The organism is Streptomyces sp. NPDC029296 (assembly GCF_055569255.1).
Genome location: NZ_JBVHXT010000003.1, coordinates 150,630 through 166,682, shown reverse-complemented (window position 1 = coordinate 166,682; position 16,053 = coordinate 150,630). Strand labels below are relative to the sequence as shown.

Here is a 16,053-nt window from a genome sequence, read left to right as displayed (position 1 = left end):
TGAGGTGTACGGCGTGCGGGGCATGCGGTGGCGGCGGATCGCCGGTCAGGTCGGACGAAGCGTCGCCGTATGGGCGGTCTCCACGCTCACCCTGCTGGTCCTCGCCGGGCTGCTGCCCGACTTCCGGCTCCAGTCCGCCGACGGCGACAGCGTCACCCGTATCGCGTTCACCGCGGCCTGCGGTGCCGGCGCCTTCGGCGTCCTGTCGGCCGTGGTGTGGCCGCTGCTGGTCCGCCTGCTGCTGCTCGTGCCCGCGCTGGTCCTCGGCCTGCTGGTCTTCTTCCTCAACGGCTCCCTGCTGCTGCTCGCCCTGCGCGTCAACCCGTCCGGGCGGGGCGAGGCCGCGCCGGAGACCGCCGTCATCGTGGCCGCGGTGATGTCCGCCGTGGCCTCCGCGACCGGGGCGGCCCTCGCCGTGCGCGACGACGAGGCCTACCGCCGCCGGCTGCACCGCCTCGCCACCCGCGGCCGCCGGGCCCACCCGCCCTGCCCCACCGCCCCCGGTCTGGTCTGCGTCCAGCTCGACGGCGTGGGCCACGACGTCCTCACCGACGCGGTCCGGCGGGGCCTGATGCCGACGGTCGCCCGCTGGCTGTCCCCGGAGGAGAACATACGCCCGGCCGCCGATGGCATACGCCCGGCCGGTGACGGCATGCGACCGGCAGCCGCCCCTGCCCCCGGCCGCTCCACCCCCCGGTCCGGCACCCCCCGCCCCGCGCCCACGCCCACGCACCGCCTCACCCCTTGGCGTACCGACTGGTCCAGTCAGACCGGGGCCAGCCAGCTCGGCATCCTGCACGGCAGCACCTTCGACGTGCCGGCCTTCCGCTGGTACGAGAAGGACCGCGGCGAGGTGATGGTCTGCAACCGGCCGACCAGCGCGGCCGAGCTCCAGCGCCGCGCCGCCCTGCGGACCGGCGACGGCGGACTGCTCGCCGTCGACGGCGCCAGCCGCGGCAACCTCTTCAGCGGTGGCGCCGGCGAACAGGCCCTCGTGCTCTCCATCGCCACCCGCCGCCGCGGCCGGGACAACCGCTCCCGGGCCGGCTACTTCGCCTACTTCTGCGACCCCGCGAACGCCGTCCGCACCGCCCTGTCCTTCGTCGCCGAGGTGGCCCGCGAGATCGGCCAGTCCACCCGGGCCCGGCTGGGCCGGCAGCGCCCGCGGGTCGGCCGGGGCGGCCTCTACCCCCTCGTCCGGGCCTTCGCCACCGTCGTCGAACGGGACGTGGTCGTCGCCGCGGTCATGGGCGACATGCTCGCCGGCCGTACCGCCGTCTACGCCGACCTGGTCGCCTACGACGAGGTGGCCCACCACTCCGGCCCGCGCGGCCGCGACGCCGAGCAGGTCCTGCGGCGCCTCGACCGCTGCCTGGCCCTGCTGGAGCGCGTCGCCGAGCACGCCCCGCGCCCGTACCGGATCGTCGTCCTGTCCGACCACGGGCAGAGCCCTGGTGAAACGTTCCGCTCCCGCTACGGCCTCGGCCTCGGCGACCTGGTCCGGGCCGGCTGCGGACTGCCCGTGCCGCGCCGGGCCGAGCAGACCCACAGCGGCGCCGAGGCCCGCGCCGCCGTCCGCGCCGCGCTGCGCCGCCCGGTGGAGGAGAGGGGCGGGCACCACCGCCCGGCCCGCCGCCGCGAGCCGATCGTGCTGGCCTCCGGCAACCTCGGCCTGGTCTCCTTCCCGGACGTCCCGCACCGGATGATCAAGGAGGAGATCGACGCCCGCCACCCCGCCCTGCTCACCACCCTCGCCAACCACCCCGGCATCGGCTTCCTGCTGGTGCGCAGCGAAGAGCACGGCGGCGTGGTGCTCGGCGCGCACGGCGCCGAGATCCCGCTGGACCGGCTGGACGACGAGCGGGGCCCGCTGGCCCGCTTCGGCCCCGGCGCCGCCGACGCCGTCCGCCGCACCCACTCCTTCCCGCACACCGCCGACATCATGGTCAACTCGGCGTACGACCCGGCCGACGGCGAGGTCCTCGCCTTCGAGGAGCAGATCGGCTCCCACGGCGGCCTCGGCGGCGCCCAGTCCCGTCCGTTCCTGCTCTCCCCGGTGGACCTCTCCCCGCCCTCGGCCGACGGGACGGAACCGGCCGGCGCCGAGCGGATCCACCACGTCCTGCGCCGCTGGCTCGCCGAACTGAGCGACCCCCAGGTCCCGCCGGCCCCCGCCACGGAGGCGGAGGAACGCGCCGCCTGAGGAAGGCGGCGGACGTCCGGCCCCCGGCACATCACCTCCCGTTCACCCCGTGTGAGCCGGTCTTCGGAGTGTGCGGAGGCCGGATGTGATCGGATAGGGGACACCGGGTACCCCGGAGACCGCGACCCTCGTGAAAGGAAGCATCGTGGCAACCACGCGCACCGCCCACACCGTCTGGGAAGGCAACCTGCTCGACGGCAACGGAGTCGTCACCTTCGACTCCTCCGGCATCGGCCAGCAGCCGGTGTCGTGGCCCTCGCGCGCCGAGCAGGCGAACGGCAAGACCAGCCCGGAGGAGCTGATCGCCGCCGCCCACTCCAGCTGCTTCTCCATGGCCCTCTCGCACGGCCTGGCCGGCGCCGGCACCCCGCCCACCCGGCTGGAGACCAAGGCCGACGTGACCTTCCAGCCGGGCGAGGGCATCACCGGCATCCACCTCACCGTGCGCGGCGAGGTGCCCGGCCTGGACGCGGACGGCTTCGCCTCGGCCGCCGAGGACGCCAAGAAGAACTGCCCGGTCAGCCAGGCCCTGGCCGGTACGACGATCACCCTGACGGCCGAGCTGGCCTGACCCTCGTCCGCATCCGCGGGCCGCGCCCTCGCAGTGGGGCGCGGCCCGCGGTGTGCGCGGGGCTCAGCCGCCCAGGCGCTCCCAGCCGCGCCGCTCCGGGCGCGGGCCGAGCTGCCGGGGGTCCCGGGTCCGGTAGACCACGTACGGCCGGAACAGGTACCGCACCGGCGCGCTGAACATGTGCACCAGCCGGCTGTACGGCACGAACGCGATCAGCACCATGCCGACCACCGCGTGCACCTGGTACAGCACCGGCACGCCCGTCATCAGTTCCGTTCGCGGCCGGAGCGTGAACAGGCTGCGCGCCCAGGGGGCGATCGTCTGCCGGTAGTCGTATCCGTTGCCACTGGTGTGCATCAGCTTGGCGACCATGCCCAGCACGATCGCGCCGAGCAGCAGCAGGTACATCGCCTTGTCGTTGGCCGTCGTGGCCCGGAAGACGGGGGCGCGGGTGCGGCGGCGGTAGACGAGCAGCCCGATCCCGGCGACCGCGAGGGCCCCGGCCGCCGTCCCGCCGTACAGCGACAGCAGGTGGTACGTGTGCTCGCCCACCCCGAACGTCTCCGTCCAGGACACCGGCACGAACAGCCCCATCAGGTGTCCGGCCAGCACGAACAGGATGCCGTAGTGGAAGACCGGGGAGGCGATGTTCAGCAGCCGTGACTCGTACAGCTGCGAGGAGCGGGTGGTCCAGCCGTACTTGTCGTAGCGGTAGCGCCAGACGAGGCCGGCCACCAGCAGGGCGAGGGCGATGTAGGGCAGGGCGCCCCACAGGAGAACGGTCATCGGCGTACCCCCGGTCGGGAGGCGGGCAGGGCGGCGCACACCGCGTCCAGGACGCCCGCGTACGGTGTGCCGCGGGCGGTCAGCCGGGTGCGCAGCTGCTCCAGCCCGGCGCGGTGTTCGGTCAGCAGGCCGGTGTCGCCGGTCCGCGCGGTGAACTCCAGCACCGCCGGCAGGAAGTCCGGCAGTTCCTCGCCGCTGAACTCCAGGCCGTGCCGGCGGTAGACGTCCTTGAAGCGCACCAGGGACATCCCGCGCCGCCGGGTGTCGCCGTCCTGCCACCAGCTCAGGTACAGGCTGTGCCGGTTCCTGAGGTCGAAGACCTCCACGTAGTGGGCGGCCAGGTCCAGGAGCGGGGTGAGGGCCGCGTGGTCGGCGAACTCCCGCAGTTGCGGGGCGGCCTCGCGCAGCAGCGGCAGCCGGACGATCAGGTCGTCGTCCGGGTAGGTCAGGCAGAGGGCCGCCGCCTGGTAGAGCACCGTGTCCGAGGGCATCAGGCGTCCTCCGCGTCGTCCGAGGTCTGCCGTCTGCGCAGCAGGTGGAAGTTCTCCACGGACACCAGCGGGAGCCGCCGGCGGCCGGAGTCCCGGCCGAACGGGCCGTCGCCGCCCATGCCGGGGCCGCCCGCGACGTCGAGGCTGCACTCGCCGGGCACCGCCGACTCCTCCAGCCGGCGGGCGTCCCCGAGGGCGGCGGTCGGGATGACGTACCGCTCCTCGTACTTGGCGATCGCCAGCAGCCGGTACAGGGCCTCGACGTCGGCCGGGCGCAGGCCGGCCGACGCGGCGATCGCCGGGTCCGGCACCTCGCCGAAATTGACGGCCCGCATGTGGGAGCGCATCGCGGCGAGCTTCTCCAGCGATGCCCGCACCGGCCCGGTGTCGCCCGCCGTGAACATCTCCGCCAGGTACTCCAGCGGAATGCGCAGGGTGTCGATGGCGCCGAACAGATTGCCCGCGTCCTCCCCGTCGTGGCCGGTCTCGGCCAGCGCGTCCACCACCGGCGACAGCGGCGGGATGTACCAGACCATCGGCATCGTCCGGTACTCGGGATGCAGCGGCAGCGCCACCCGGTGCCGGCTGATCAGCGCGTGCACCGGGGAACGCCGGGCGGCCTCGGTCCAGTCGCGCGGGATGCCCGCGTCCTCGCAGGCGCGCAGCACCGCGGGGTCGTCCGGGTCGAGGAACACCCCCAACTGGGCCTCGTACAGGTCCTTCTCGTCCGGTACCGAGGCCGCGGCGGTCACCTTGTCGGCGTCGTAGAGGAGCACACCGAGGTAGCGCAGCCGGCCCACGCAGGTCTCCGAGCACACCGTGGGCAGGCCGACCTCGATGCGCGGGTAGCACAGGGTGCACTTCTCGGCCTTGCCGGTGGCGTGGTTGAAGTACACCTTCTTGTACGGGCATCCGGTCACGCACATCCGCCAGCCCCGGCACTGGTCCTGGTCGACCAGGACGATGCCGTCCTCGGCCCGCTTGTACATCGCCCCGGACGGGCAGGAGGCCACGCACGAAGGGTTCAGGCAGTGCTCGCAGATCCGCGGCAGATAGAACATGAACGCCTGTTCGTAGGCGAACCGCACCTTCTGTGACGCCTCTTCGCGCAGGCGCTCGACCATGGGGTCCAGGTCGCCGTAGGCGGGGGCGCCGCCGAGGTTGTCGTCCCAGTTCGACGACCACTCGATCTTCATCGGCTCGCCGGTGATCGACGACACCGGCCGGGCCACGGGGTAGTCGTCGCCGAGCGGGGCGTCGGTGAGGTTGCGGTACTCGTACGTCCAGGGTTCGTAGTAGTCCTTGATCTCGGGCAGCCGGGGGTTGGAGAAGATCCCGGCGAGCTTCCTGAACCGGCCGCCGTCCTTGAGCCTGAGCGCGCTGCGCCGGTTCAGCTCCCAGCCGCCGCGCCACTTCTCCTGGTCCTCGTAGCGGCGCGGATAGCCCTGCCCGGGGCGGGTCTCCACGTTGTTGAACCAGACGTACTCCATGCCGCGCCGGTTGGTCCACGCCTGTTTGCAGGTCACCGAACAGGTGTGGCAGCCGATGCACTTGTCGAGGTTCATCACCATCGCGATCTGGGCCATCGGACGCATCAGTACTCGACCTCCTGGCCGCGGCGCCGGATCACGGTCACCTCGTCGCGCTGGTTCCCCGTCGGGCCCAGGTAGTTGAACGCCCAGGACAACTGGGCGTAGCCGCCGATCAGGTGGGACGGCTTGAGCAGCAGCCGGGTCAGGGAGTTGTGGATGCCGCCGCGCATCCCGGTGGTCTCCGTCTTCGGCACGCTCACCGTGCGCTCCTGCGCGTGGTGCATGTAGACGGTGCCGGGCGGCATCCGGTGGGAGACGATCGCGCGGGCCACCACCACGCCGTTGCGGTTGACCGCCTCCACCCAGTCGTTGTCCCGCACCGCGATCGCGTCGGCGTCCTGCGGGGACATCCAGATGGTCTGCCCGCCCCGGGAGAGGGCCAGCATGAACAGGTTGTCCTGGTACTCGGAGTGGATCGACCACTTGTTGTGCGGGGTGAGGTACCGCACCGTCACCTCCCGCTGGCCGTCCGGGCCGAGGCGCGGTTCGCCGAACAGCCGGTGCATGTCCAGCGGCGGCCGGTACACCGGCAGCGCCTCCCCGAGTTCGTGCATCCAGTCGTGGTCGAGGAAGAAGTGCTGGCGGCCGGTGAGGGTGTGCCAGGGCTTGCCGTGTTCGGTGTTGAGCGTGAAGGCCGTGTAGCGCCGGCCGCCGGACTCGCTGCCCGACCACTCCGGCGAGGTGATCACCGGCACGGGCGCCGCCTGGGTGTCGGCGTACGTGACCCGCTTGCCCTCGTGCTCGGCGGCGAGATGGGCCATCCGCTGCCCGGTGCGCCGCTCCAGCGTGCGGAAACCCTCGGTGGCCAGGCGCCCGTTGGTGGTGCCGGACAGGGCGAGGATGGTGTTCGCCGCCTTCACGGCCGTATCGAGCGACGGCCGTCCCCGAAAGCCCGTGCCGTTCGACTCGCGCAGCCGCGCGACCTCCACGTCCGGGCGCAGGGTGACTCCCTTGGTGGTGAGGCCCAGTTGTTCCACCAGCGGGCCGAGCGCGGCGAACTTGGCGCCGACGGCGGTGTAGTCGCGCTCCACGACGGTCAGGTTCGGCAGCGTCCTGCCGGGTACGGGCTCGCACGTGCCCTGCTTCCAGTCCCGCACCACCCCGCCCGGCTGGGCGATCTCGCCCGGGGTGTCGTGCTGGAGCGGGCTCGCCACCAGGTCCCGGCACACGCCCAGGTGCTCCACCGCCAGCTCGCTCAGCTTCTCCGCGAGCGCCTTGAAGGTGTCGAAGTCGGTGCGGGCCTGCCAGGGCGGGTCCACGGCCGGGGTGAAGGAGTGCACGAAGGGGTGCATGTCGGTGGAGGACAGATCGTGCTTCTCGTACCAGGTCGCCGCCGGCAGCACCACGTCCGACAGCAGTGTGGAGGAGGTGTGCCGGAAGTCCAGCGACAGCAGCAGGTCGAGCTTGCCCTCCGGTGCCCGCTCCCGCCAGGTCACGTCCCGCGGGCGCTCGCCGGGCGCGGCCTCCTCGGCCCGCAGCGAGGAGTGGGTGCCCAGCAGGTGCCGGGTGAAGTACTCGGCGCCCTTGGCCGACGAGCCCAGCAGATTGGCCCGCCACAGGGTCAGCACGCGCGGCCAGTTCTCCGGGGCGTCCGGGTCCTCGCAGGCGAACTTCAGGGTGCCCGCGCGCAGCCCGGCCACCGCCTTCGCCACCGGATCGCCGCTCTCCGCGCCGAGGTCGAGCGGATTGCGGTCGAAGGTGGGGTACGACGGCATCCAGCCCGCGCGGGCGGACAGCGCCAGGCAGTCCGCGGCGGTCATCCCGGTGAAGCGGCCCTCACCGAGCGGCGAGGCCAGCACGTCGGCGCCGAAGCGGTCGTAGCGCCACTGGTCGGTGTGCAGGTACCAGTACCCGGTGCCGATCGCCTGCCGGGGCGGGCGGGACCAGTCGGAGGCGGCGGCCAGCGTCGCCCAGCCGGTCACCGGGCGGCACTTCTCCTGGCCCACGTAGTGCGCCCAGCCACCGCCGTTGCGGCCCTGGCAGCCGGTGAGCTGGAGCAGGGCCAGGAAGGCGCGGTAGATCGTCTCCGAGTGGAACCAGTGGTTGGTGCCCGCCCCCATGATGATCATGCAGCGGCCCCGGGAGCGCTCGGCGGTCCGCGCGAACTCCCGGGCGATCCGCACGCACTGGGCGGCCGGGACGGAGGTGTGCGTCTCCTGCCAGGCGGGTGTGGCCGGTGCGCGGTCGTCGTCGTAGGAGGCGGGCCAGTCGCCGGGCATCCCGGGCCGGCCGACCCCGTACTGGGCCAGCAGCAGGTCGTAGACGGTGGTCACCAGCGGGCCGTCCGCGCCGCCCAGCCGGGTGGCCGGCACGCTGCGCCGCAGCACCTCGCCGCGTCCCTGTCCGTGCGGCCCGCCCTCGGTGTCGAACCGGGGCAGCAGCACCTCCACCGGCACCGCGACGTCGCTGCCGTACAGGCTCAGCCGGGGCCGGATGTCGCCGAGGTCCAGGTTCCACCGGCCCTCGCCGGAGTCGGTCCAGCGAAAGCCCAGGGAGCCGCCCGGGACCACCGCGCGGCCGGTCGTCTCGTCCAGGACGACCGTCTTCCACTCCGCGCCCTCCCCGGCCTGACCGATGCCGTCGGCGCGCAGGAACTTCGCCGGCACCCACGCCCCGTCCCGCTCGGCGAGCGTCACCAGGAACGGCAGGTCGGTGAACTTCCGTACGTAGTCGGTGAAGAACGGCGTCTCCCGGTCGACGAAGAACTCCTTGAGGATCACGTGGCCCATCGCGAGGGCCAGCGCACCGTCGGTGCCCGGGTGCGGGTGCAGCCATGTGTCGGCGAACTTGGCGTTGTCCGCGTAGTCCGGCGCGACCACCACGACCTTCTGGCCGCGGTAGCGGGCCTCCGCCATCCAGTGCGCGTCCGGGGTGCGGGTCACCGGGACGTTGGAGCCCCACATGATCAGATAGGCGGCGTCCCACCAGTCGCCGGACTCCGGTACGTCCGTCTGGTCGCCGAAGACCTGCGGGGAGGCCACCGGCAGGTCGGCGTACCAGTCGTAGAACGACAGCATCGCCGCGCCGATCAGCGAGTGGTAGCGGGCGCCGGCCGCGTGCGACACCATCGACATCGCCGGGATCGGGGAGAACCCGGCGATCCGGTCGGGGCCGTGGGCCTTGATGGTGTGCACCTGCGCGGCGGCGACCAGTTCCACCGCCTCCTCCCAGCGCGCCCGTACCAGGCCGCCCTTGCCGCGCGCCCGCTGGTAACGGCGGCGCCGCTCGGGGTCGTTCTGGATGTCCGCCCAGGCCAGCACCGGGTCCCCCAGGCGCTGTTTCGCCTCCCGGTACATCTGGAGCAGGACGCCCCGGACATAGGGGTAGCGCACCCGGGTGGGGGAGTAGGTGTACCAGGAGAACGCGGCGCCGCGCGGGCAGCCGCGCGGCTCGTACTCGGGCCGGTCGGGGCCCACCGACGGATAGTCCGTCTCCTGGGTCTCCCAGGTGATGATGCCGTCCTTGACGTACACCTTCCAGCGGCAGGAGCCGGTGCAGTTCACCCCGTGGGTGGAGAGCACCACCTTGTCGTGGCTCCACCGGTCCCGGTAGAAGGCGTCCCCCTGCCGTCCGCCGGTCAGGGTGATGCCGTGCAGGTCGGGCGTGGGCGTGCCGGGCCGGAAGAAGCGGCCGGCGGCCAGCAGGGCGGCGCCGGGCTCCCTGGGCGGTCTCCGCGTGTCGGTCACGTGCGCTCCCTCGGTTCACCCCGTACTTCAGAACCTAGGGGCTGCCCCGGGAGGCCACCTGTCCGCAGACCCGTACGGGTCATGCCGGGCGGCGGACCGGGTCACACGCGCTCGCGGTACTCCCGCAGCAGCTTCAGCGTGCGCCGGGCGGACGCGGCCCGGGCCGTCATGTGGTCCAGCACCTCCAGGTGCGCGGCCACCTCCCGGCGCCCGTCCAGATACAGCGCGCCGGTCAGGTACTCGGTGAACACCATGTCCGGCAGCTCCGGCTCGGCGAACCGGAACAGCGTGAACGGCGCGTACGTCCCCGGGTGGGGACCGGCCGCGAACTCGGCGACCTGGAGCGTCACCCGGTCCCGTTCGGCGTACTCCAGCAGCCGGTCGAGCTGGCCGCGCTGCACCTTCGGGTCCGTGCTCACCGGGCGCCGGAGCACCGTCTCGTCCATGATCACCCACAGGTGGGGCGGGTCGGCGCGGTCCAGCAGCCGCTGCCGTTCCATGCGCAGCGACACATGCCGGTCGACCGTCTCCGGGGAGGTGTGCCCGATGGTGCCGGCCTCCATCACCGCCCGCGCGTAGTCCTCGGTCTGGAGCAGGCCGGGCACGAAGTGCGGCTCGTAGGAGCGGATGATCCGGGCCGCGCCCTCCAGACTGACGTACAGGCTGAACCAGTCCGGCAGCACATCGTGGAACCGCTGCCACCAGCCCGGCTGGTTCGCCTCCTCGGCCAGCCGGACGAACGCCTCGGCCTCCTCCTCCGGCACCCCGTAGGCGGTCAGCAGCACCTGTACGTAGGGGATCTTCAGCGAGACCTCGGCCGTCTCCATCCGCCGCACGGTCGCCGCCGCCACCCTGAGGACCCCGGCGGCCTCGTCACGGCTGAGCCCCGCGGTCTCCCGCAGCTCCTGCAGCCGTTTGCCGAGCACCACCTGCCCCACGGTGGGTGCGGCCCGCCGCTCACTCACAGCCACGCCCTTCCCTACGTGCCGATGAACGCGGGCAGCAGTCTGTCATGCGATCGCGCTTTCGCACATATGGCCGAGGGGATGAAGGGGCCGGGATCCGTCAGCCGGTGAGGGCGCGCAGGTGGTCGGCGGTCGCGCGGTCCGCCGGGAGGAAGGTCTCGATCGCCAGCTCGGCGACCGTGATGTCCATCGGTGTGTTGAACGTGGAGATCGAGGACACGAACGACAGCACCCGACCGGCGTGCTCCACGCGCAGCGGCAGCGCGAAGTACGGGACCGGCTCCGCCGGTTCGGCACCGGGATCCTCCGGCGGCACCGGGTACGCCGCCACCTCCTCGTACAGCGCGCGGAGCCGCTCCGAGCGGTGCAGGGCGATCTCCCGCTCCATCTGGGCCAGCAGATGCCCGCGCCACTCCCGCAGGTTCCGGATGCGCGGCGCCAGCCCCTCCGGGTGCAGCGTCAGCCGCATCGCGTTCGGCGCCGGGGTCATCAGATGCTCCGGTACCCCCTCCAGCAGCAGGGCGATGCCCCGGTTCGCGGCGACGACCGTGTAACCGGCGTCGACCACCAGCGCGGGATAGGGCTCGTAGCCCCGGATGAGCCGCTCCAGCCCGTCCCGCAGCGCGTCCAGCGCCGGGTCGTCCAGCGGGGTCTCCGGATAGCGCGGCGCGTAACCGGCCGCCAGCAGCAGCGCGTTGCGCTCCCGCACCGGCACCTGGAGCCGCTCGGCCAGCCGCAGCACCATCTCCTCGCTCGGCCGGGACCGCCCGGTCTCGATGAAGCTGATGTGCCGCGCCGAGGAGTCGGCACGCAGCGCCAGCTCCAGCTGGGAGATCCGCCGCCGCTCACGCCAGGCGCGCAGCAACGGGCCGGCACCCCGGCCGGTGGCGGCGGGGGCGGGGGCGGGGGGAGAGGAGGCGGCAACCGTCATACGGGCGACCCTAGTCGAGGGGGTCACGCGTCGGTGCGCCGCTCGTGGCGCCCGCGTGGCAGGCTGGGTGCGTACCCCCGGCACGGAAGGGAGCGAACGGTCATGGCCGTGGAACCGCTGGCGCAGGAGGAGATCGAGGGCCGGCTGGCCGAGTTGCCCGGCTGGTCGGTGCGGGACGGACGGCTCGGCCGCTCCTACCGGCTGGGCTCGCACTTCGCGGCCGCGGCGCTGGTGGTGCACATCGCCGGCATCCAGGACGAGCTGGACCACCACTCCGACCTGACCCTCGGCTACGACACGGTGTCCCTCCGGGTGCACACCCACAGCGCGGGCGGCGCGCTCACCGTCAAGGACTTCGAACTCGCCCGCAGGGTGGAGGACATCGCGCCAGGCCACGGGGCACACTGAACGATGTGCTCGACTACGAGAAGGAAGCCGGCGACTACGACGCCTCCCGCGGCGGCGAGGCCCGCGCGGAGGCCGCCGCGCACACCGTCCTCGGCCTGATACCCCCCGGGCCCGGACGTCTCCTCGACCTCGCCTGCGGCACCGGGAGCGTCACCCGGCGGCTCGCCGCCGCGCGCCCCGGGCTGCGGGTGACCGGCGCCGACCTCACCCCCGCCATGACCCGCCGGGCGGCGGCGCGGCTGCCCGGGTCGATCGTCCGGGCCGACAGCCGCCGACTCCCCTTCTCCGACGGCGCGTTCGACGCCGTCACCAGCATCTGGCTGCTGCACCTGCTGTACGACCCCCGGGACCTGCGCGCGGTCGTCGCCGAGTGCGCCCGGGTGCTGCGGCCCGGCGGGGTGTACGTCACCACCGTCGACAAGGCCGCCGCGCACGACGTCGGCAGCGACATCGACGCCGTCCTCGCCGGCCGCCCGCGCCGGCCCGCGCCCGACGCCCCGGACACCGTCACCGCCGAGGCCGCCCGGCACGGGCTCCGCCCCGCCGGTCACGGCTCGTTCCGCAGCCCCGGACAGGGCCGCAGCCCCCGCGGCACCGTCACCGATCTGCGCCGGGGCTGGTTCACCCTGCTGCCGCCCGGCGAGCCGCGCACCGAGGAGTTCGCCGCCCGGCTGGCCGCCCTCCCCGACCAGGACCGCCCGCGCGCCGACCCGGTTTTCCACGTGCGGGCGTTCCGGAAAACGGCACCGGCCGCGCCCTGAGGACGCGGCATCGGCCAGGGACACGATTCCATTACAGGGTTTTCACATTCCGCTTGGAGAAGGGATGATGCGAAGATCACACAGCACGTCCCTGGGGGGCCCATGAGCACCGACTTCACACCACCGCCCATGCCGGGCTACGGACCGCCGGTCCCCCCGCCGCCCGTACCGCCGAGGAAATCCCGCACCGCGCTCATCGCCGTGGCGGCGGCCGTCGTCGCCGCCGCGGTCTCGGCCCTGGTCACGGCGGGCGTCAGCGGAGACGCCGAGGCGAAGCCCGCGCCCACCGTGACCGTCACCAAGACCGCCGCCGCGGATGACGGCGCGGACCAGGCCGACGACGACGCGACGGCGGCCGGCGACGACGCGGAGAACGCGGACGCCGCCGAGGACGAGGACAGTGGCGACGCCGGTGACGAGGACGGGGTCTACGCCCTCGACGACACCGCCGTCTACGAACCGGACACCGAGGTCGCCCTCTCCGGGCTCGCGCGGGCCGTCACCGGCGAGTACGCCGAGCCGGAGAACACGCCGTACCTCAAGTTCACCGTCAAGGTGAAGAACGGTGGCAAGAAGGCCCTCGACGTCACCCAGCTCACCGTCAACTGCTCCTACGGGCAGGACGGCGAGAGCAGCGACTCGGTGTTCGACTCCGACGCGGGCCTGGACGGCGGCCCGGAGACCAAGCTGCTCCCCGGCCGCTCCCTGAACGTGCCCTGGGGCTGCGCACTGCCCAAGGGGGAGAAGCTCATCCAGATCGAGGTCAGCCCCGACTACGACTCGGAGGCGTCGATCTTCACCGGGACCGTCGAGTAGGGGGCCGCGGCGGGGATGCCGCTCGTGGACGGCACCCCCGCCGGGCCGATGGTCAGGCGACCGCGCAGGTCCGGTCGCCCAGCTTGAACGAGGCCGGTGTGGTGTTCGTACCCGCCCGGCCGCCCGTGAAGCCGAAGGACACCGACGAGCCCGCCGCCACGGTGCCGTTCCAGCCGGCGTTCCTCACCGTGACGGTCGTGCCGGACTGGGTGTAGCCGGCGTTCCACATCTGCGTGACCTTCTGGCCGTCGGCGAAGGTCCAGCCGAGGGACCAGCCGTTCCAGGACGACGAGCCGGTGTTGGTCAGCCGCACGTCGGCCTGGAAGCCGTCGGCCCACTGATTGGTGATCTTGTAGCTGACGGTGCAGGCACCCGTGGGCGCCGGGTCCGTGCCGCCTCCGCCGCCTTCGTCCCCGCCTCCGCCGCTCGTGTCGGAGGTGTCGCCGTAGACGACACCCCGGCCGTTCGTCGACACGTACACCCGGCCGTACACCCGCGGATCGCCCGTGATGGCCGCGCCGGTCCAGCCCCACTGGTGGGCGTCGTCGTTGATCCGGGTCCAGGACGCGCCCCTGTCCGTGGAGCGGAAGATGCCGCGCACCCCGCCGATCCTCGCGCTGGTGTAGAGCGTCTGGTACGAGGCGCCCGGCGCGGCCTTGCCGAAGCCGGCGGTGTCCGCCTGCTGCACGTTCGCCAGCTTGGTGAAGCTCGCGCCGCCGTCGGTGGAGTGCCACAGCCCGTACGCGCCGTCCGCCGCCCCGCCGGCCAGCCATACGTCGCCCTTGGTGCCGGGCAGCGCCTTGAAGCGCACGCTGTCCCCGCTCGGCAGGCCCGTGGCGGCCGAGGCGGTGAAGGTCGCCCCGCCGTCCGTACTGACGTAGAACTTCCCGGCCTTGAAGCCGTAGAAGGTCTTCGCGTCGACGCGGTCGGACTCGACGATCGCGCCCGCCGGGATGCCCGCGGACTGCGCCCAGGAGGTGCCGAAGCCCGTGGTGTATCGCACACCGGTGCCGGCCGGGCTCCACACGAACCGGCTGCCGTCCGCGGCCGCCGCCACCGTCCCGCCGCCCGAGACCCCCGAAGGGTCCGTGCCCGCGAACCAGTTGGCGCCGTTGTCCGTGGAGAACGCGATGTGCGGGCCGGAGTCCAGGTCGCCGACGCGGACCACGGTGGCCGGGTTCGACTCGGCGAAGTCCAGGGCGGTGGTCGAAGTGAAGGTGGGCGAGGTGTACATCATGGACGGCACCGCGGTCGGGTCCGTGTGCCGGAAGCCGCCGATGTCACCGAGGGCGCTGAACAGCCGGGCATCGCCGGAGGGCGGGGCGGCGAGGTCGTTCACCGCCGTCTCCTCCAGGCCCCGCGCCATCGGTCTCAGGCCGAACTGCCCGCCGCTGTCCCACTTCGTGAGGTCCTCGGTGCCGTAGATCGTGGCGCCCGTGCCGAACATCATGCGGGAGGAGTCGAACGGGTCGATCTCCAGCGCCTCCGTCATCCAGCCCAGCTTCGGCGACTGCTCGGGCGGCGACGGGTTGGCGCCGAAGGTCAGCCAGGGCGAGGAGGACACGTCCATGGTGTAGCGGTTGGCGCGGTCGGGGTACGACGTGTAGTCCCAGGCCTTCGTCCAGGTGGCGCCGCTGTCGGTGGACCGGAACAGCTGGGTGTCCGGCCACCAGGAGCTGTACGCGGTGGCCATGAGGGTGGACGGGTGCTGCCGGTCGACCGTCAGCCCGCTGAAGCCGTAGTAGGTGTCCGCCTCCGCGACCGGGCTGATGTCGGTCCAGGTGCCGGTCGCCGTCGCGTACCGCAGCAGCCGTCCCTTGCCGCCGTCGTAGGGGCCGCCCGTGTCGCTGTAGGCGAGGTACAGATATCCGTTCCGGGCGTCCAGGACGCCCTTGTGCGCCAGGTACCCGGTCGGCTGGCCCGCGAGCCGCGTCCAGGTGGCGCCCGCGTCCGTGGAGCGGTAGACCGCGTTGTCCTTGTCGGCGACGCCCACGTAGATGCTCTTCGTCGCGGTCCCGGACGTGCCCGTCGACTCGTCGAAGGTGACCCAGACGATGCCCTGGTTGTCGCTCGCGTACCCGCTGGTGTCCGTCGGATCCTGCCGGTAGGTGCCGGGGTTGGGGAAGCTCGTCACCTGCGACCAGGTCACCCCGGAGTCCGTCGACCGCCACAGCCCCTTGCCGCTGGGCGCGCCCAGGTACAGCACGCTGTTCTTGTGGGGGTCGACCGCCAGCCGCTCGCCCATGCCCCGGCCGGGCATGTTGCCGCCCAGCTTGAACGGCAGGTCGGTCTTCTGCCAGCTCGCGCCCCGGTCGGCGGAGCGCAGCACCGCACCGTCGGTGGGGTCCCAGCTGTTGGTGTACGTCCCGACGGCCGCGTAGACCTTGTCCGGCTGGACCGGGTCGGAGGCGAGGCTCACCACGCCGGTGTGGCCCCACTCGTCCCAGCCCACCGAGTCCAGCAGCGGCGTCCAGGTCTTGGTCGCCTGCTGCCAGCGGTAGGCACCGCCGATGTCGGTGCGGGCGTAGGCGAGGTTCTTCTCGGTGCGGTTGAAGACGATCCCGGGGACGAAACCGCCGCCGTCGATCCGGGCGTTCTTCCAGGTGTAGGTGTCCGCGGCCAGGGGCGGGGCGGACGCCGCCGCGGCCAGTGCGGGCGGGGTGCCGGCGAGCAGTCCGGCGGCCAGTGAGAACGCGGCCACGAGGATGCGGGTTCTGCGCACGGTGGGGCTGCCTTTCCTGACGGAGTCTGGGCAAGGTCACGGAGGTGGGGTGCGGACGGGGGGGGGGGGGGGCCCCCCCTTCTTTTGGGCTGCCCCTCCCCCTTTCCCCCCCCCCCCTCCT

General features: G+C 73.0%; 12 protein-coding genes. 5 read left to right on the top strand and 7 right to left on the bottom strand.

All coding sequences use genetic code 11. The features are described from left to right. The first annotated feature begins 13 nt into the window (after positions 1–13). Both ACZ4W9_RS03760 and ACZ4W9_RS03755 read left to right on the top strand, forming a co-directional pair. Positions 14–2,203, top strand: coding sequence for a phage holin family protein (locus ACZ4W9_RS03760; protein ID WP_467932932.1), 2,190 nt, complete (start codon positions 14–16; stop codon positions 2,201–2,203). A 145-nt stretch (positions 2,204–2,348) separates the two neighbouring features. Then, the gene (locus tag ACZ4W9_RS03755) at positions 2,349–2,774 is read left to right on the top strand and encodes an OsmC family protein (RefSeq protein WP_467932931.1); all 426 of its coding nucleotides are present in this window, start codon (positions 2,349–2,351) and stop codon (positions 2,772–2,774) included. A 63-nt stretch (positions 2,775–2,837) separates the two neighbouring features. Here the strand turns inward: ACZ4W9_RS03755 and narI are convergent, their stop codons facing one another. From narI to ACZ4W9_RS03725, 6 genes are all read right to left on the bottom strand, one after another. Next, positions 2,838–3,560: a respiratory nitrate reductase subunit gamma gene (narI, locus tag ACZ4W9_RS03750; RefSeq protein WP_467932930.1), complete on the bottom strand. Its 723-nt coding sequence runs from the start codon at positions 3,558–3,560 to the stop codon at positions 2,838–2,840. After that, the gene (gene narJ, locus ACZ4W9_RS03745) at positions 3,557–4,051 is read right to left on the bottom strand and encodes a nitrate reductase molybdenum cofactor assembly chaperone (RefSeq protein WP_467932929.1); all 495 of its coding nucleotides are present in this window, start codon (positions 4,049–4,051) and stop codon (positions 3,557–3,559) included. Before narJ ends, narI begins: the two co-directional genes overlap by 4 nt. Beyond that, entirely contained in the window at positions 4,051–5,646 is a 1,596-nt protein-coding gene (narH, locus tag ACZ4W9_RS03740; protein WP_467932927.1) for a nitrate reductase subunit beta, read from the bottom strand. The genes narJ and narH overlap by 1 nt, the downstream gene beginning before the upstream one ends. Beyond that, positions 5,646–9,329, bottom strand: coding sequence for a nitrate reductase subunit alpha (locus tag ACZ4W9_RS03735; protein ID WP_467932926.1), 3,684 nt, complete (start codon positions 9,327–9,329; stop codon positions 5,646–5,648). Before ACZ4W9_RS03735 ends, narH begins: the two co-directional genes overlap by 1 nt. A 101-nt stretch (positions 9,330–9,430) precedes the next feature. Next, positions 9,431–10,294: a helix-turn-helix domain-containing protein gene (locus ACZ4W9_RS03730; protein ID WP_467933120.1), complete on the bottom strand. Its 864-nt coding sequence runs from the start codon at positions 10,292–10,294 to the stop codon at positions 9,431–9,433. A 100-nt stretch (positions 10,295–10,394) separates the two neighbouring features. Beyond that, positions 10,395–11,225, bottom strand: a complete 831-nt coding sequence (locus ACZ4W9_RS03725) for a helix-turn-helix domain-containing protein (protein WP_467932925.1) — start codon at positions 11,223–11,225, stop codon at positions 10,395–10,397. Positions 11,226–11,327: 102 nt separating this feature from the next. On the opposite strand from ACZ4W9_RS03725, the gene ACZ4W9_RS03720 reads away from it, so the two are divergent. From ACZ4W9_RS03720 to ACZ4W9_RS03710, 3 genes are all read left to right on the top strand, one after another. Beyond that, positions 11,328–11,633 (top strand): 4a-hydroxytetrahydrobiopterin dehydratase, encoded by a 306-nt coding sequence (locus ACZ4W9_RS03720; RefSeq protein WP_467932924.1) that lies wholly within the window; start codon positions 11,328–11,330, stop codon positions 11,631–11,633. Between the two features lie 5 nt (positions 11,634–11,638). Further along, positions 11,639–12,394, top strand: coding sequence for a class I SAM-dependent methyltransferase (locus ACZ4W9_RS03715; RefSeq protein ID WP_467932923.1), 756 nt, complete (start codon positions 11,639–11,641; stop codon positions 12,392–12,394). Positions 12,395–12,496: 102 nt separating this feature from the next. Next, complete coding sequence (locus ACZ4W9_RS03710) at positions 12,497–13,210, top strand: hypothetical protein (protein ID WP_467932922.1); 714 nt, start codon at positions 12,497–12,499, stop codon at positions 13,208–13,210. A gap of 52 nt (positions 13,211–13,262) precedes the next feature. Here the strand turns inward: ACZ4W9_RS03710 and ACZ4W9_RS03705 are convergent, their stop codons facing one another. Beyond that, positions 13,263–15,932 carry a cellulose binding domain-containing protein gene (locus tag ACZ4W9_RS03705; RefSeq protein WP_467932920.1) on the bottom strand — a complete coding sequence of 890 codons (2,670 nt, stop codon included), beginning with the start codon at positions 15,930–15,932 and terminating at the stop codon, positions 13,263–13,265. Positions 15,933–16,053: the final 121 nt, after the last annotated feature.